Source organism: Pelistega indica (assembly GCF_000506865.1).
Lineage (GTDB): Bacteria > Pseudomonadota > Gammaproteobacteria > Burkholderiales > Burkholderiaceae_B > Taylorella > Taylorella indica.
This window is the reverse complement of the sequence record NZ_AYSV01000088.1, coordinates 1-17,708: the sequence shown is the minus strand read 5'-3', so window position 1 is coordinate 17,708 and position 17,708 is coordinate 1. Positions and strand designations below refer to the sequence as shown.

Annotated in this window: 17 protein-coding genes and 1 pseudogene; 14 read left to right on the top strand and 4 right to left on the bottom strand. The window is 39.4% G+C overall.

The window, feature by feature from the left end:
- The first annotated feature begins 5 nt into the window (after positions 1-5).
- From V757_RS22425 to ftsB, 5 genes and pseudogenes are all read left to right on the top strand, one after another.
- Positions 6-1,649, top strand: coding sequence for a CTP synthase (locus V757_RS22425; RefSeq protein WP_023951352.1), 1,644 nt, complete (start codon positions 6-8; stop codon positions 1,647-1,649).
- Positions 1,646-2,507, top strand: a pseudogene (gene kdsA, locus V757_RS22420) (3-deoxy-8-phosphooctulonate synthase). The gene V757_RS22425 and the pseudogene kdsA overlap by 4 nt, the downstream one beginning before the upstream one ends.
- A 24-nt stretch (positions 2,508-2,531) precedes the next feature.
- Positions 2,532-2,816, top strand: coding sequence for a DUF1330 domain-containing protein (locus V757_RS22415; RefSeq protein WP_023951350.1), 285 nt, complete (start codon positions 2,532-2,534; stop codon positions 2,814-2,816).
- A 46-nt stretch (positions 2,817-2,862) separates the two neighbouring features.
- Entirely contained in the window at positions 2,863-4,149 is a 1,287-nt protein-coding gene (gene eno / locus V757_RS22410) for a phosphopyruvate hydratase (RefSeq protein ID WP_023951348.1), read from the top strand.
- 3 nt (positions 4,150-4,152) lie between these two features.
- The gene (gene ftsB / locus V757_RS28025) at positions 4,153-4,596 is read left to right on the top strand and encodes a cell division protein FtsB (RefSeq protein ID WP_023951346.1); all 444 of its coding nucleotides are present in this window, start codon (positions 4,153-4,155) and stop codon (positions 4,594-4,596) included.
- A gap of 34 nt (positions 4,597-4,630) precedes the next feature.
- On the opposite strand, the gene V757_RS22405 is transcribed toward ftsB, so the two are convergent.
- Positions 4,631-5,233 (bottom strand): PIN domain-containing protein, encoded by a 603-nt coding sequence (locus V757_RS22405; RefSeq protein ID WP_023951344.1) that lies wholly within the window; start codon positions 5,231-5,233, stop codon positions 4,631-4,633.
- 169 nt (positions 5,234-5,402) lie between these two features.
- Between V757_RS22405 and clpB the strand changes: the two genes are divergently transcribed.
- Together clpB and V757_RS22395 are read left to right on the top strand one after the other, a co-directional pair.
- Entirely contained in the window at positions 5,403-7,976 is a 2,574-nt protein-coding gene (gene clpB / locus V757_RS22400; protein WP_023951341.1) for an ATP-dependent chaperone ClpB, read from the top strand.
- 61 nt (positions 7,977-8,037) lie between these two features.
- Entirely contained in the window at positions 8,038-8,280 is a 243-nt protein-coding gene (locus V757_RS22395) for an accessory factor UbiK family protein (RefSeq protein ID WP_023951339.1), read from the top strand.
- Between the two features lie 151 nt (positions 8,281-8,431).
- Here the strand turns inward: V757_RS22395 and V757_RS22390 are convergent, their stop codons facing one another.
- Positions 8,432-8,914 (bottom strand): YbaK/prolyl-tRNA synthetase associated domain-containing protein, encoded by a 483-nt coding sequence (locus tag V757_RS22390; protein ID WP_023951337.1) that lies wholly within the window; start codon positions 8,912-8,914, stop codon positions 8,432-8,434.
- A gap of 114 nt (positions 8,915-9,028) precedes the next feature.
- On the opposite strand from V757_RS22390, the gene V757_RS28940 reads away from it, so the two are divergent.
- The 6 genes from V757_RS28940 to V757_RS22365 all read left to right on the top strand — a co-directional run bounded on the left by V757_RS28940 (position 9,029) and on the right by V757_RS22365 (position 14,274).
- Positions 9,029-9,352 (top strand): DMT family transporter, encoded by a 324-nt coding sequence (locus tag V757_RS28940; protein WP_218184498.1) that lies wholly within the window; start codon positions 9,029-9,031, stop codon positions 9,350-9,352.
- A 37-nt stretch (positions 9,353-9,389) separates the two neighbouring features.
- Positions 9,390-9,902, top strand: a complete 513-nt coding sequence (locus V757_RS28935) for a DMT family transporter (protein WP_218184497.1) — start codon at positions 9,390-9,392, stop codon at positions 9,900-9,902.
- A 98-nt stretch (positions 9,903-10,000) separates the two neighbouring features.
- Positions 10,001-10,906 (top strand): LysR family transcriptional regulator, encoded by a 906-nt coding sequence (locus V757_RS22380; RefSeq protein ID WP_023951335.1) that lies wholly within the window; start codon positions 10,001-10,003, stop codon positions 10,904-10,906.
- Positions 10,907-11,049: 143 nt separating this feature from the next.
- The gene (locus tag V757_RS22375) at positions 11,050-12,240 is read left to right on the top strand and encodes a CaiB/BaiF CoA transferase family protein (RefSeq protein ID WP_023951333.1); all 1,191 of its coding nucleotides are present in this window, start codon (positions 11,050-11,052) and stop codon (positions 12,238-12,240) included.
- Between the two features lie 30 nt (positions 12,241-12,270).
- Positions 12,271-13,194 carry a hydroxymethylglutaryl-CoA lyase gene (locus tag V757_RS22370; RefSeq protein WP_023951331.1) on the top strand — a complete coding sequence of 308 codons (924 nt, stop codon included), beginning with the start codon at positions 12,271-12,273 and terminating at the stop codon, positions 13,192-13,194.
- Positions 13,195-13,308: 114 nt separating this feature from the next.
- Complete coding sequence (locus V757_RS22365; RefSeq protein ID WP_023951329.1) at positions 13,309-14,274, top strand: Bug family tripartite tricarboxylate transporter substrate binding protein; 966 nt, start codon at positions 13,309-13,311, stop codon at positions 14,272-14,274.
- Positions 14,275-14,433: 159 nt separating this feature from the next.
- Here V757_RS22365 and rho read toward each other — a convergent pair whose 3' ends face one another.
- Positions 14,434-15,690, bottom strand: coding sequence for a transcription termination factor Rho (gene rho, locus V757_RS22360; protein ID WP_023951327.1), 1,257 nt, complete (start codon positions 15,688-15,690; stop codon positions 14,434-14,436).
- 67 nt (positions 15,691-15,757) lie between these two features.
- Positions 15,758-16,084: a thioredoxin TrxA gene (gene trxA, locus V757_RS22355; RefSeq protein ID WP_023951325.1), complete on the bottom strand. Its 327-nt coding sequence runs from the start codon at positions 16,082-16,084 to the stop codon at positions 15,758-15,760.
- 347 nt (positions 16,085-16,431) lie between these two features.
- Here trxA and V757_RS22350 point away from each other — a divergent pair.
- The coding region (locus V757_RS22350) for an ATP-binding protein (RefSeq protein WP_023951323.1) at positions 16,432-17,708 on the top strand (1,277 nt) is incomplete at its 3' end.

Below are 17,708 nucleotides of genomic sequence, written 5' to 3'. Positions count from 1 at the left end.
ATTCCATGACAAAATATGTTTTCGTTACCGGCGGTGTTGTATCTTCTTTAGGCAAAGGGATTGCTGCCGCGTCTTTAGCTGCTATTTTAGAATCTCGCGGTTTACGTGTCACAATGTTGAAGCTAGATCCTTATATCAATGTGGATCCTGGCACGATGAGCCCACTCCAACATGGTGAAGTATTTGTTACCGAAGATGGTGCAGAAACGGACTTAGACTTAGGTCATTATGAGCGCTTTATCTCTGCTCGTATGCATAAGTCCAATAATTTCACCACAGGTCAGATTTATGAGTCTGTGTTACGTAAAGAGCGCCGTGGTGATTATTTAGGCAAAACAGTTCAGGTGATTCCTCATATTACCAATGAAATTCAAGCCTTTATTGCTAAGGGTGCTAGCCAAGCGTATGATGGGCAGGCAGATATAGCGATTGTGGAAATTGGTGGTACCGTAGGGGATATTGAATCATTACCGTTTCTCGAAGCTGTGCGCCAAATGAGTTTGCGCTTAGGTCGTAATGGGGCTGCATTTATCCATTTAACATTGGTACCATTTATCGCTTCAGCTGGAGAGTTAAAAACCAAACCTACACAACACTCAGTACAAAAATTACGTGAAATCGGTATTTATCCAAATGCCTTATTATGCCGTGCCGATCGTCCAATTCCTGAGGATGAGAAAGCCAAAATTTCACTATTCTCAAATGTACCGTTAGATGCGGTTATTTCTGTTTGGGATGCGGACACGATTTACAAAATTCCTAAGATGCTACATGAGCAAGGTTTAGACCAGCTGGTGTGTGATGCCTTAGGTATCAACCCACCAGAAGCTGACTTATCAGCTTGGGATAAAATCATTAACGATTTGGAGCATCCAGAGCATAGTATCAAGATTGGTATGGTAGGTAAATATGTGGATTTAACCGAGTCATACAAATCGTTGATTGAAGCATTAAATCATGCTGGTATTCATAACAAAACAAACGTCCAAATTGATTACATTGATTCAGAAGAAATTGAGAAACATGGTACGGATATTCTCAAAGATTTGGATGCTATTCTGGTGCCAGGTGGTTTTGGTAAGCGTGGAACAGAGGGTAAAATTAAGGCTATCCGTTATGCCCGTGAAAATAATGTTCCTTACTTAGGCATTTGTTTAGGTATGCAATTGGCCACTATTGAGTATGCACGTAATGTCGCTCAATTAGGCGGAGCAAATAGTACAGAATTAGATCCTTCAACACCTCATCCTGTGGTAGCGTTAATCACAGAATGGATTGGTAAAGAAGGTAAAGTGGAAACTCGTACAGAGAGTTCTGATTTAGGTGGCACGATGAGAAAAGGTGCTCAAACTGTGCCTATCAAACCAGGTACATTAGCACACGCTATCTATGGTGATGAAGTAACTGAGCGTCATCGTCATCGTTATGAGGTGAATAATGTTTATGTCCGTCGTTTAGAAGAAGCTGGCTTGGTGATTAGTGCTCGTACACCGACAGAGAATTTACCTGAAATTATGGAAATTCCAAATCACCGTTGGTTCTTAGGCGTACAGTTCCACCCAGAGTTTACGTCTACTCCTAGATCACGTCATCCACTATTTGATAGTTATATAAAAGCTGCTCTTGCGTATCAAGCGGATAAAAAATAATGAAGTTAGCACATTTTGAGATTGGCTTAGACAAACCTTTTTTCCTTTATCGCAGGGACGTGTGTGATTGAGTCACGTGACATGGCATTTGATGTGTGTGGTCATTTGGTAGAAATTACCAAAGCATTAGATATTCCTTTTATTTATAAAAGCTCTTTTGATAAGGCTAATCGTAGTTCTAGCAAGTCCTTCCGAGGATTAGGCATGGAGCAAGGATTACAGATTCTGGCTGATGTTAGGGACCATTATAAAGTGCCAGTCCTAACCGATGTACATGAGACCTCTCAGGTAGCGGATGTGGCTAGTGTAGTAGATGTTTTGCAAACGCCAGCTTTTTTGTGTCGTCAGACCGATTTTATTCAAGCATGTGCGGCTAGTTTAAAGCCTGTCAATATTAAAAAAGGACAGTTTTTAGCGCCTCATGATATGCTACAAGTAGTGAATAAAGCTAAAGAGGCAGCCATTGCTGCGGGTGGTGATGGACAGAATATCATGGTATGTGAGAGAGGAGCCTCTTTTGGCTACAACAACTTAGTATCAGATATGCGTTCTTTAGCTATTATGCGTGAAACGCAATGTCCTGTTGTATTTGATGCGACTCATTCAGTTCAATTACCGGGAGGACAAGGAACGTCTTCTGGTGGGCAGCGTGAGTTTGTCCCTGTATTATCTCGTGCAGCCGTTGCTGTGGGTGTTGCTGGATTATTTATGGAAACGCACCCTAATCCTTGTCAGGCATTATCTGACGGTCCCAATGCTGTACCGCTTCATCATATGCAAGCGTTATTACAGACCTTGAAGGCGATTGATAGCACGGTGAAATCTCAGGCATTCTTAGAAAATACGTTTAACGATTAGGTTGTTTTTATTAAGGAAAACAAGATGAAAGCATATATTGTGGCTCATATTGATGTAACAAACCCAAGTCAGTATGAACAGTACAAAATATTATCCACACTTGCCATGAAAGCACATGATGTGAAGTTATTAGTGCGTGGGGGTGAAGAAACTGTTCTGGAAGGAAAAGGTATGAAACGTACTGTTATCATGGAGTTTCCTTCAGTCAAAGCCGCTCAAAATTTTTATAATTCACCACAATATCGTCGTGCACGTAATGCGAGAGAAGGTGCTGCCATTGTGGATATGAGCATTATCCAAGGAATTTAATCAGTCATTACGACGTAAACAAGTTTTTTACTATTAGGAAATAAAGATGAGTGCAATTGTTGATATTATTGGACGTGAAGTCTTGGATTCACGTGGTAATCCCACGGTAGAATGTGATGTATTATTAGAATCTGGTGCCATGGGGCGTGCAGCTGTACCGTCAGGTGCGTCAACAGGCTCTCGTGAAGCCATTGAGTTACGTGATGGCGATAAAACACGTTATTTAGGCAAAGGTGTATTAAAAGCGGTAGAGAATATTAATACTGAAATTGCTGAGGCTATCCGTGGCTTAGATGCTCAAGAGCAAACCTTTATTGATAATATTCTGATTGATTTAGATGGCACTGAAAATAAAGCACGTTTAGGTGCTAATGCGATTTTAGCTGTTAGTATGGCTGTCGCTAGAGCAGCAGCAGAAGAGTCTGGTTTATCACTATACCGTTATTTTGGTGGTAGTGGTCCAATGAGTATGCCTGTACCAATGATGAATGTCATCAATGGTGGTGCTCATGCGAACAATACATTAGATCTACAAGAATTCATGATCTTACCTGTGGGTGCATCTAGTTTCCGTGAAGCACTAAGAATGGGCGCAGAAGTTTTCCATGCACTTAAGAAAATTATTAACGATGCTGGTATGTCAACAGCTGTTGGTGATGAAGGTGGTTTTGCGCCAAATGTTGAAAATCATGAAGCAGCGATTCAATTAATTTTACGTGCTATCGAAAATGCTGGTTATGTAGCAGGTCAGGATATTGTTCTAGGTCTTGATTGCGCAAGTTCTGAATTTTATAAAGATGGTAAGTATCACTTGGCTGGAGAGGGTGGTATTTCATTAACATCAGCTGAGTTTGCCAACTTATTAGCCTCTTGGTGTGATAAATATCCTATTGTTAGTATTGAAGATGGTATGGCTGAGAATGATTGGGAAGGTTGGAAAATACTGACTGATTTATTGGGTAAACGTGTTCAATTAGTAGGTGACGATTTATTTGTGACTAACACTAAAATTTTAAAACAAGGTATCCAACAAGGTATTGGTAATTCAATCCTGATCAAAATTAATCAAATCGGTACATTAACAGAAACGTTTGCCGCTATTGAAATGGCTAAACGTGCTGGTTATACAGCGGTTATTTCTCATCGTTCAGGTGAAACAGAGGACTCAACGATTGCTGATATTGCCGTAGCTACCAACGCAATGCAAATCAAAACAGGTTCGTTATCTCGTTCTGATCGTATGGCTAAGTACAACCAGTTATTACGTATTGAAGAAGAATTAGCCGAAGTAGCACAATACCCAGGTCGTGATGCGTTTTATAACTTGGTATAAAAAATGAAATTAATCCTTTTGGTGCTTGTGATTGCGTGTATCGCTATTCAATATCCCTTACGTTTGGGAGCGTCTGGTTATAAACGAGTTGATGAACTCAATCAACAGTTACAAGCTCAGCGTGAAACAAATAAAGCGATGACAGCGCGTAATAACGCTATGCAGGCGGAGATTGAAGACCTGAAGTCAGGGACACAAGCACTAGAGGATTATGCTCGCTCGGAAATGAGTATGGTGGCTAGTAACGAAGTATTTGTTCGTGTCTTGCCACCTAATGAAGAAGTGCCAGTTGCACCTATTCGTATTGGTGCACAAGAGGCACAAAAAGAGGCGAAACCAGTTGCCCCTGTGCCTACCACATCAACAACAGACGCTAGCAAAACGAAAGACCCTAACAATGCTAATAATGCTAAGCCTGTCACTCAGCCAAAACTTCGCACACAATAAGTGAAATAATAATGTTGTCGCTTTTGCTTATGTGCTAGGCGTTTAATGACGATACTAGTTTGGCGAGGCGATATAATTTGTCTCGTTTTAATAGTTCAACAAGTGAATACTCAGGTAGCCCTAATGAAATATGCTCTGCTAATCCTTGCTCTAATTGGGGTAAAAGAGTATCTGGACTTTGCTGCCAATATTGCACTAAATATTGGTCAGGAGTAAATAAACTGATACCTTGTTCACGTAGTTCTCTTTTGTGAAAATCCTTGGTATTCCACGTTAATAAGATACTAGCTGTTACATTAAAATGTTGTTGAGCTTTTACGGCGCACCAAGCTACGTGGCGATCTTTTTTATCAATTCTGCCAAAAAGGGCAGGAATTTCTTCAATCTTCCCCATATTTGCTTGAGGAAATTGGGCTTGCATAGATAGCCACTCTGTTAGTACAACATCGTGTGCAACACGCCAAATTCTAGGGGCATTTCTTAGCCATTCCTCACCAATATTATCGCTCCATGCAGGGCTGCAATTATTACTCGCACAAAGTCTGAGTAATAGACGGCGAGTAAAGCTATGCATGAGTACGCATGTATCTAAGGTGATTAGTGAAATAGGTAACGTTGTAGGCTTTGCCTGTGTCATAAAAAATTGTTTTTCTTTTTTATACTAAAAGAGCATAGTTTAAAGAAAAATTCAAAAAAAAATCTCTTGAAAATCAGTATCTGTCCCTAATATAGTGAGTATAGAAAATTATCCACATAATGAAGGGCAATAAGCTTCTATATGTGGTGTTGTGTAAAGGATTAAGATTATGAGAATGGATAAATTAACAACCAAATTTCAGCTTGCTTTAGGTGATGCCCAAAGCCTAGCGTCTCGCAATGATAATCAATATATTGAACCTCATCATGTGTTGGCGGTTATGCTAGCGGATCCCGAGTCAGGTGTAGCCAGTTTATTATCAAGAGCTGGTGTGCAAGTACCAGCCTTACAAGCTAAGCTAAAAAAAGCAATTGATGGCTTCCCGAAAGTAGAAGGGGGAGCTGAGGTACAGATTAGTCGTGTACTCAATCAAATTTTATTGCGTACAGATAAAGAGGCAGCCAAGAGAGGTGATACCTTTATTGCTACGGAGTTATTTTTAATTGCATTGGCAGAAGATACGACTGATATTGGTGAATTATTACGTAGTTCTGGTTTACAAAAACAAGCGTTAAGTGCCGCTGTTGAAGCGGTTCGTGGAGGAAGTCCTGTGACTGATCAAGAAAGTGAATCAAATCGTGAAGCATTGAAAAAATTTACCACTGATTTAACTGAGCGTGCTCGTAAAGGCAAGTTGGATCCCGTAATTGGTCGTGATGATGAAATTCGCCGTGCTATTCAGATTTTACAACGTCGTAGTAAAAATAACCCAGTATTAATTGGTGAGCCTGGTGTAGGTAAAACAGCAATTGTTGAAGGGTTAGCACAACGTATTGTAAATGACGAAGTACCAGAATCTTTACGTGGTAAACGAGTCTTATCATTAGATATGGCTTCTTTATTAGCAGGTGCAAAATACCGTGGTGAGTTTGAAGAGCGTCTAAAAGCCGTGCTTAAAGAGCTTGCACAAGATGAAGGACAAAATATTGTTTTTATTGACGAAATTCATACTATGGTTGGTGCAGGTAAAGCAGAAGGTGCGATTGATGCCGGTAATATGCTAAAACCAGCTTTATCACGAGGTGAATTACATTGTATTGGTGCTACAACATTAGACGAATATCGTCAATATATAGAAAAAGATGCGGCCTTAGAGCGTCGTTTCCAAAAAGTCTTAGTGGATGAGCCTGATGTTGAAGCGACTATTGCGATTCTACGTGGGTTAAAAGAACGTTACGAGATTCACCATGGCGTAGAGATTACTGACCCTGCGATTGTTGCAGCAGCTGAGTTAAGTAATCGTTATATTACAGATAGATTTTTACCCGATAAAGCGATTGATTTGATTGATGAAGCCGCTGCCCGTATCAGAATGGAAATTGACTCTAAACCAGAGGTGATGGATAAATTAGATCGTCGTATTATTCAGCTAAAAATCGAACGCGAAGCTGTTCGTAAAGAGGATGATGATGCATCTAAACGTCGTCTACAACATATTGAAGAAGAGCTAGGTAAGCTTCAACGTGAATATGATGATTATGAACAAGTATGGAAAGCAGAAAAAGCTTCTGTACAAGGTGCTCAATCTATCAAAGAAGAAATTGACAAAATCCGTGCTCAAATGGCAGATTATCAACGTAAAGGTGAATTTGGAAAATTATCTGAACTGCAATACGGTAAATTGCCTGAATTAGAAGCTCGTTTAAAAACAGCAGAATCAAGTGAAACTCAAAATACTTTATTACGTACGGAAGTAGGTACGGAAGAGATTGCAGAGGTAGTATCACGTGCGACAGGTATTCCTGTTTCAAAAATGATGCAAGGCGAGCGTGCTAAGTTATTAAGCATGGAAGAGCAATTGCACAAACGAGTGGTTGGTCAAGACGAAGCGGTACGTTTGGTGTCTGATGCGATTCGTCGTTCAAGAGCGGGTTTATCTGATCCAAGCAAACCTTATGGTTCGTTCTTGTTTTTAGGTCCTACTGGGGTAGGTAAAACAGAGTTGACTAAGGCATTAGCAAACTTCTTATTTGATTCTGAAGATCATCTTGTCCGAATTGATATGAGTGAGTTTATGGAAAAACACTCAGTTGCTCGTTTAATTGGTGCGCCTCCTGGATATGTAGGTTATGAGGAAGGTGGTTATTTAACAGAAGCTGTACGTCGTAAACCTTATAGCGTCATTCTATTGGATGAAATTGAGAAAGCACATCCAGATGTGTTTAATGTATTGCTACAAGTGCTAGATGACGGTCGTTTAACTGATGGTCAAGGTCGTACTGTTGATTTTAGAAATACAGTGATTGTCATGACATCAAATATTGGTTCACAACAAATTCAGTCTTTGAGTGGCGAACCTTATGAAACGATTAAAACAGTGGTATGGGAAGAGTTAAAACAATCTTTCCGTCCAGAGTTCTTAAACCGTATTGATGAAGTAGTGGTATTCCATGGCTTAGATAATAAACACATTGCCAATATTGCTCGTATTCAATTATCACGTTTAGAGCAACGATTAGCTTCTCAAGAAATGCATTTAGAAGTTTCTGAAGAGGCTTTAGCGAAAATTGCTGAAAATGGTTTTGATCCAGTGTTTGGTGCGCGTCCATTAAAACGTGCTATTCAACAATATTTGGAAAATGCCTTATCTAAACGTATTTTAGAAGGTGATTTTGGTGCCAATGATACGATTGTTGTGGGTGTGGATGGTGATAATTTTACCTTCACTAAAAAAGGTGCGTAAGAGATCGCCACAATCAAGTACAATATGATTAAATTGGTAGTAATTATTAAGGATATGCTTTATGTTTAAACCAAATGAAATGTTTGAAGAGTTTCAGAAAAATGTTCAGGAACTCATTGCTAAAAGTCCAGCGGCGGATATTGAGAAAAATGTCAAAGCATTTATGGCTCAAGGTTTCGCTAAAATGGATTTGGTTACTCGAGAAGAGTTTGATATCCAGCGTGCATTAGTGGATAGCTTACGTAACCGAGTAGAGCAGTTAGAAGCTGCTGTGGCTGTACTTGAGGAAAAAGATAAAGCTTAATTCATTCAAACAGTTGTGAGAATGGCTATATCCGTATTGTTTGTTTTTACACTTGCTACAAAATAGTTAGTGTTAAAAATATACCCCATCCTATTATGTATTAACTGGTTTTTTATGGTTAATCCTACTTTAGGTTGGGGTTTTTCTTTGTCTAGTTAATGAATTCTATTAATTTAGGTTGGGCAATTTTTGCATAATCAGCGGTTTTCAAGACAATGGATTTTTCTAATGTTCCCGCGTTAAAAGCCAGCTCAGGATAGCGTTGTAATAGACTTGGATCGGCGACTAACATTAACTCAGGATGAAAACTAAAAGGAGGGATTGCACCAAAGACACAATCGGTTAAGCGGGTAACTTCATCAGGACTAGCGAGAGAAGCACGAGTTCCTCCTAAAGCAAGGGCTACTTTTTGTAAATTAGCTTGTTGATCGGCAGGAAGTACGGCGAGCACATATTGCTTGATACCATTGCCTTTTATTTTGCAAACCAGTGCCTTAGCACCTTGACCGACTTCTGTACCACGGATTTTTGCCACTTCTTCTGACTTTCCAGCAGAGGGGTGTTCAAGGGCTTGAAAGCTAGCATGTTGTTGTTCTAAAAGGGAAATTAATTGTTGATAAGTATGTTCTGACATAAAAGCAAAGGGTAAATCTGAAAAATTAAAAGAAAATAAGCTATAAGTCGTGTAATTAGTTTAAGATGTTCAAGCTATTTAGTGCTATTTTGCATGATTATTATTTAAAAATCTATGTGGTATCTTATTCTTGCCTTACTCATCTGGAGTAGTTCTTTTGTCGCAGGTAAAGCGGCGTTTGAAATGCTTGATCCTGTCTTAACGGTGCAGTCACGTTTTATTATTATTAGTATTATTTTATTGCCTGTCTTTATTAAGCATTGGCGAAAAGTCGATAAATCGTTACGACCAAGGTTATGGTTGTTAGGCTTTTTAAATTATCCTTTGGTGGGGATATTACAGTATTTAGGGTTGAGCTTTACTTCAGCCTCTAGTGCTATCACGATTATTGGACTTGAACCACTATTAGTTGTCTTTATAGGTACACTTTTTTTATAAAGATAAAGCACGCTGGTTTCATTGGCTATTTGGACTAGTGGCCTTTATTGGGGTAGCTTTATTGGTTAAGGGTGATACAACAGGTGGAGAGATTTCACTACTGGGTTGTGCATTAATGTTTATTTCATGCTCTGTGTTTGCTTTTTGTTTACGTATTACACAACGAATGCTAAATACAATAGGTTCAGCAGCCTATACGCCTATCTCTATTGTACTTGGCATGATTACCTGTATCCCATTCAGCCTAGTATTAACGCAGAGTTGGACTATCCATTTTAGTTGGACTGGTTTATTTGGTTTGCTTTATCTTGGTATAGGATGTAGTTGGCTGGCTTATGTACTATGGAACAAAGGTTTGCCTCAGACCGATAGTAATGTGGCAGGGATTTTAACGGCTTTAGAGCCAATTTTTGGTGTGATTTTAGCCATGATTTTATTAGGTGAAAAAGTATCGTTATTATCATGGTCAGGGATTGCTCTTATTATGCTTTCAACGATTGGGTCTAGTCTTTTAACAAGGTATTTAAAACCAGCTTCACAGCAACAATAGACATTAATCTTTTTAGTCGATAGAGAAAGTATAAAATAAGGTGTGTAATAGCACTTAATGGACAGTATTGTCTTGGCAAATCAATATAGTTGATTGTTATGAATTTATCACGGTTTGATCCCTTAACACTTCGATTATTTCTAGCTGCAGCAAGTACCTTAAATTTGACCAAAGTGGCTGCTGAGATGCATATGACATTGTCAGCAGTGAGTAAACGCATTAGTGAGCTGGAAAAAGAGCTTGGTTGCTCATTGTTTGTGAGGCAGGCACGAGGATTAGAATTAACGGCGGCAGGAAGAGGGTTGATTAGTCATGCAGAAAAAGTGTTATTTGCGATTAATCGGCTGAGTGCCGATATGCAAGACTATGCTTTGGGTTTAAAAGGTCAGGTTAGATTATGGGCTAATACGTCTTCCATTATTCAATTTCTACCCAAGGACTTGGCATTATTTTCACAACAACATCCAGATATTCATTTAAATTTAGAAGAAAGAAATAGTATTGATATTATCACTGCTTTAACACAAGGAAGAATAGATATAGGTATTTTTGCCGATAATGTACCTAGCCCATCTATTGAGAAATTTCTTTATCGTCAAGACGAGTTAGTGGTATTAGTCCCCGTTCAGCATCCATTATCACTCAAGCAACAGCTGAACTTTATTGATGTGCTAGCCTATGATTTGGTGGGGTTATCTGAGGGGGCTTCGCTATTAAAACGTTTACAAGATGCCTCATTACAAGCACAAATACCGTTAAAATTACGTGTACAAGTTAATAGCTTTGATGCTATTTGTCGTATGATCGAAGCTGGTTTAGGAATTGGTATCTTACCCTTACAATCCGTTCCTCCCGAAATACTTGGTAAGCGTTTAATTTATATTCCACTCAATGAGCCATGGGCAATGCGAACACTTTGGATAGGTGTTCGATCTCTATTGGGACTTACCCCAGATGCTCTCAGTCTATTACAGTTTCTCAAAAATACGCCCACAATAAAATAACGTTAATTATCAATGGATTACCGCTTTTGTATGGATGTACAAAGTTAAGCCTTGAAAATTAGGAAAGGGTTATTCAAAAATTACCGATTCACAACACAGTAACCTTATTGCAATATAGATTAACAATAGCAATGAGGTGAAGTATGGCAAAGCCATTAGATGGAATTAAAGTTTTAGAATTAGGTCAATTAATTGCAGGACCATTTGCCTGCAAAATGTTGGCTGAATTTGGTGCGGAAGTGATCAAAATTGAACCACCTGAAACAGGCGATCCATTACGTAAATGGCGACTATTGCATAATGGAACATCAGTGTGGTGGGCTTCTCAATCTCGGAATAAACAATCAGTCACCTTAAATTTACATACGCCAGAAGGACAGGAAGTCATACGTAAAATTATTCCTACAGTAGATGTTTTAGTAGAGAACTTTCGTCCAGGAACCTTAGAAAAATGGGGATTAGGTTGGGAAGAGCTTAAAAAAATTAATCCTAAGTTAATTATGTTACGCGTGTCTGGTTATGGACAAACAGGACCATATAAAGATTTACCTGGATTTGGTGTGGTTGGTGAAGCTATGGGGGGATTACGACATTTAAGTGGTGAGCCTGGTCGTCCACCAGTACGTGTAGGCGTCTCTATCGGTGATTCTTTATCGGCGTTGCATGGTGTGATTGGGGTGTTATTAGCCTTGCGAAATCGTGAAACCTTAAATGGTAGTGGTCAAGTAATTGATGTTGCGCTTTATGAATCAGTCTTTAATATGATGGAGAGTATGGTCGCCGAATATTCAGTTTTTAACGAAATTCGTCAACCCGCAGGTAGTAGTTTGCCTGGTATTACACCGAGTAATGCCTATCGCTGCAAAGACGGCAAGTATGCATTAATTGCAGGCAATGGCGATAGTATTTTTAAACGATTAATGACGCTAATCGGAAGAGAAGATTTAGCACAAGAGGAGCGTTTTGCTCATAATGACGGTCGTTCCAAGGAAGCCGCCTTCATTGACGGTGTAATTGGTGATTGGGCTGCACAGCATTCATTAGAAGATGTGTTGACGGCATTGAATGAACAACGCATTCCAGCAGGTCGAATTTATGATATTGAAGATATTGTTAACGATCCGCATTATAAGGCACGTGATATGTTGATTGAGGGCCAATTAGAAGACGGTACACCAGCAATATTGCCAGGTATTTTGCCTAAGCTGAGTGAAACCCCGGGCAGTGTTGAGCGAGCAGCGCCTACGTTGGGACAGGATACACATGCTGTCTTGCAATCATTAGGTATTTCAGAAACAACACAGGCGGATTGGAAAGCGAAGGGCATCATTTAATAACGGTTAAGAACAAGAGAGTGATTAATAATGACACGTGTATATATTAATGAGGTTGCTTCTAGAGATGGTTTTCAGAATGAAGCAGTATTTATTCCCACAGACGAAAAAATTTCGTTTATTAATACACTATCAGAAAGTGGTTACGCCAAGATAGAAGTGACGTCCTTTACCTCACCAAAAGCGATACCGGCACTTAAAGATGCAGAAGTGGTGATGCATGAAATTCATCGAAATCCAGACGTTGTGTATACGGCACTAGTACCCAATTTACGAGGGGCTGAAAGAGCGTATGATTCACAGGTTCAAGAGTTTAATTTGGTGATGTCACTGAGTGAAACGCATAATCGTGCCAATTTACGCATGCGCCGAGAAGGCTCGTTCGAACAATTAAAAACAGTGATTGATACTTATCAAGATAAAGTATCGATTAATGTATCATTTTCTACTGTATTTGGTTGCCCCATGGAAGGTGATATTGCCGTTAGTGATGTACTAGCCTGGATAGAGAAATTTAGCCATATTGGGGTGAATAAATTTACCTTATGTGATACGACAGGGATGGCCTATCCTAAACAAGTGCAAGATCTGTTTGCACAAGTAAAAAAACATTTTCCAGAAACGGATATTACCGCTCATTTTCATAATACACGAGGAATGGCGCTTGCTAATACTATGGCGGCTTTAGATGAGGGGATTATACGGTTTGATGCTTCCTTGGGTGGGTTAGGAGGATGCCCTTATGCTCCAGGTGCTTCAGGTAATGTGAGTACGGAGGATTTAGTCCATATGCTTGCATTAAATGGTTACGATACGGGCGTTAATTTATCCAAAATATGTGCATTAGCCCAACAATTACCACGATTGATTCAGCATGATATTTCAAGCCAAGTGAGTAAAGCTGGACCTCGATCTAGGCTATATCCAGCACCTGATTATATCCAGACTATTTAATTTTTTAAACAGAATAGATTTTATTAAAAAATAGTGAATCATCATCACAACAATGAGTAAATTTTAATTATTTTTAGATAACCATAGTAGACCTACTTAAATGGAGACAGCAGTATGACATTAAAAACATTGACCTTATCTACATTGACTTGTGCCTTAGCCATGCATTCTGCTTATGCAGAAACGTATCCAACTAAACCTATTACGTTAATTGTATCGGCGGCGCCAGGAGGTACTACCGATATTGCTGCACGCATGGTAGCTGAACCCTTAAGTAAAGCATTAGGCCAGTCTGTAGTGGTAGAAAATAAACCAGGTGCAGCAGGCAATATTGCTGCACAACAGTTACTTAAAAGTAAAGCAGACGGCTATACGCTATTATTGCAATACTCAGGTTACCAAGTGATTACTCCTAGTGTTATGAAAGTACAATGGGATCCGGTAAAAGATTTTGCCCCTGTTGCCAATGTGTTGTCTGCGCCACAAGTGCTCGTGGTAAAAAAAGACTTACCCGTAAATTCAATGAAAGACTTAATTGAGTACGCAAAAGCTCATCCAGGCAAATTGAATTATGCCTCTTCAGGTAATGGTTCTTTGCAGCATGTCACCACAGAATTACTCAATCAAATGGCTTCAATTGAGACAACTCATGTACCTTATAATGGCACAGGTCCTGCTTTAACAGACTTGTTAGGTGGTTTGATTGACTTTACCGTGACTACACCTCCACCCCTATTAGCCCATATTAAGGCAGGTAGTATTAAACCATTAGTTGTGACGAGTAATACAAAATTAGATAGCTTGCCAGAAGTACCAACAGCGGCTGAAGCAGGATTGCCAGATCTTCAGGTATCTTCTTGGTTTGCTATGTATGCACCAAAAAATACGCCAAAAGAAGTGGTTGAAAAGTTAACCACAGAAATTCATAAAATTATGGAAACACCAGAGTACAAAGCGAAAGCACAAACTTTAGGAGCAACAGCAGAGTATATGGATGCAGAACAGTTAGGCAAGTATACCCAACAAGAAGTTAATCGTTGGAAAAAAGTAGTGGATGCAGCAGGAATTAAACAGCAGTAATTTCCTGTATTGAAAACGGCAGACAAGCTTAACAAAGAATGGCTTGTTTTAATACAAAAATAAAAAACTCGGTAAGGCTAATAGCTTTACCGAGTTTTTTTAGGCAATAATTCATTAAGATTTAAACAATTGATGTTTTTGTTTATTCTTAATCTAGCGTTATCGCTTCATCAGTTCAAAGAACTCGTCATTGGTTTTGGTTGAGCGAATTTTATCTAAGATAAATTCCATCGCTTCCACTTCATCCATTTCATGAATAAACTTACGAAGTACCCACGTTTTTTGTAATGTCTCAGGTTTCATTAACAGTTCTTCTCGACGAGTGCCAGATTTGTTAAGGTTAATAGCAGGGTATAAGCGTTTTTCTGCTAAACGACGTTCTAAATGGATCTCACAGTTACCTGTGCCTTTAAATTCTTCATAAATTACATCATCCATACGGCTACCTGTTTCAATCAGTGCTGTGCCGATAATGGTTAATGATCCACCTTCTTCAATTTTACGTGCGGCACCAAAGAAACGTTTGGGGCGCTGTAGTGCATTTGCATCAACACCACCGGTTAGGACTTTACCTGATGATGGAACAACAGTGTTATACGCCCGCGCTAAACGAGTAATAGAGTCTAACAGAATAATCACATCTTTTTTTAGCTCAACTAAACGTTTTGCCTTTTCAATCACCATTTCCGCTACTTGTACATGACGTGTAGCTGGTTCATCAAAGGTGGATGCGACCACCTCACCACGGACAGTGCGTTGCATTTCTGTTACTTCTTCAGGACGCTCATCAACGAGTAATACGATTAACGTGGCATCAGGATAATTAGTAGTTAAAGAATGAGCAATATGCTGCATCATAACAGTTTTACCTGATTTAGGGCTTGCTACGATAAGAGCACGTTGACCTTTACCAATAGGAGCAAAAATATCAAGAATGCGTCCCGTACGGTTTTCTTCACTCTTGATATCACGTTCTAGAATAAGTGGTTGGTCAGGGTGTAAAGGCGTTAAGTTTTCAAACATAATGCGATGTTTCATCGCTTCTGGTGCAATGCCGTTTACTTTTTCTACTTTGACCAGAGCAAAGTAACGTTCACCATCTTTAGGGACTCTGACTTCACCTTCAATAGAGTCACCTGTATGTAAATTAAAACGGCGAATCTGAGAAGGAGAAATATAAATATCGTCAGTACTTGCTAGATAGGATGAATCAGGAGAGCGTAGAAAACCAAAGCCATCAGGTAATACTTCAAGTACACCATCACCAAAGATTTGTTCACCTAATTTTGCACGACGCTTCATAATTTGAAACATGAGTTCCTGTTTACGGAAGCGGTTAGCGTTTTCGATTTCTAGGCCTGCAGCAATGTCTAACAGAGCCGAAACATGCAATGTTTTTAATTCGTTTAAATGCATTATGTTATGAATATGGAGGATTAAAAGTGTGGTGGGCTAAAGAAATAGCCCACGCGACGAGAGTTTATTAGATATTACTTTCAACAAATTTAGTCAAATCAGATTTATTCACAGCGCCGACTTTAGTCGCTACTGTTTTACCTTCATTGAAAATCATCAGTGTTGGGATGCCGCGGATGCCAAATTTAGCGGCAATTTCAGGGTGCTGTTCAACGTCAACTTTAACGACTTGAACTTTTTCACCTAGCTCATTAGCCACTTCATCTAGAAGAGGGGCAATCATTTTACATGGACCACACCAAGGTGCCCAGTAGTCTACTAATACAGGTTTACCAGACTGTAAAACATCAGCATCAAAGCTGTCTGTCGTAGCATGTTTAATTAAATCGCTCATTGTTGTTACCTCATAGTGAGAGTAAAAAAATAAAATATGAAAGTCCCTGCCTATCAACATATTTTGTATAAGTCGTATAAGTATTCACCAATAAAGCTTGTTGGGAAATTAGTGAGGGAACTAGAATTAGTGTTACGAGGATAAGACCAGATGGTAGATTTTTCTCATAGTCATCAATCTTAGTGGTCTAATCTATCTGATGTACCGTATTGTACAACTTTTTTTTTTCTGATGGTTAAAAGCCATAAAAAAAATATTAAAAAAAATTCCTTAAGACCTAGCTTATTCCCCAGAGGTAGTGGAAAAGGCTATAAAATACTGATTTTTTACACAGTAGAGATTTTCAGGTGGCGAGTAAAGATAATTACGATGAAAGCTCGATTCGGGTTCTAAAAGGCTTAGAGCCTGTGCGCGAGCGTCCAGGTATGTACACCCGTACAGATAATCCCTTGCATATCATTCAAGAAGTGATTGATAATGCGGCTGACGAAGCATTAGCAGGTTTTGCCAAAAAGATTCAAGTCACATTAAATACAGACCAAAGTATTACGGTTGAGGATGATGGTCGTGGTATTCCTGTAGGATTGCATCCAGAAGAGAAAGTGCCTGTAGTAGAAATTGTCTTTACCCGACTCCATGCGGGTGGTAAATTTGATAAAAAAGCGGGTGGTGCCTATGCGTTTTCTGGTGGCTTACATGGTGTAGGCGTATCAGTGACAAATGCTTTATCCACCAAATTAGAGGTAGCCGTAACACGTGATGGACAGGTGAATGAGCTTATTTTTGCCGATGGTGGTAATGTACAAACGCCATTGCATGTGATTGATACGGCACCTAAGCGTAAGTCTGGTACGCGTGTTCGAGTCTGGCCAGATGCTAAATATTTTGATTCAGCTACTATTCCTCAACAAGAGTTGATTCATTTACTGCGTAGTAAAGCTGTGTTAATGCCAGGTGTTCAAGTTAGCTTGACGATTGAAAAAACGGGAGATACGCGTAAATGGGTTTATGAAGACGGTTTGGCGGGGTATCTTAAAGAAGAATTGAATGATGTGGATTTGTTAATCCCTTTGTTCAATGGTCAAGAATATGCAGGAGCCCATCATGAGCAATTTGCTGAGGGAGAAGGTGCTGCTTGGGTAGTTGCTTGGACAACAGAAGGCAATGTTGTGCGAGAGTCTTATGTGAACTTAATTCCAACAGTTAATGGCGGGACACATGAGTCAGGGCTACGTGAGGGTTTGTTTCATGCCTTAAATGCGTTTGCTGGTATGCATAATTTACTTCCGAAAGGCATTAAACTGTTACCAGAGGATGTTTTTTCACGTGCTAGTTTTGTTCTATCGGCTAAAGTACTTGATCCACAGTTTCAGGGGCAAGTTAAAGAGCGTTTAAATAGTCGTGATGCCGTTAAATTAGTCAGTGGTTTTGTTAAGTCTGCGTTTGAGTTATGGTTAAATTCGCATGTTGATTACGGCAAGAAACTGGCTGAGTTTGCGATTGCACAAGCTCAAGCTCGTTCTAAGTCAGCGCAAAAAGTAGAAAAAAGAAAAAGCTCTGGGGTGGCTGTTTTACCCGGTAAGTTAACCGATTGTGAGTCAAGTGATGTCACTCGTACCGAAGT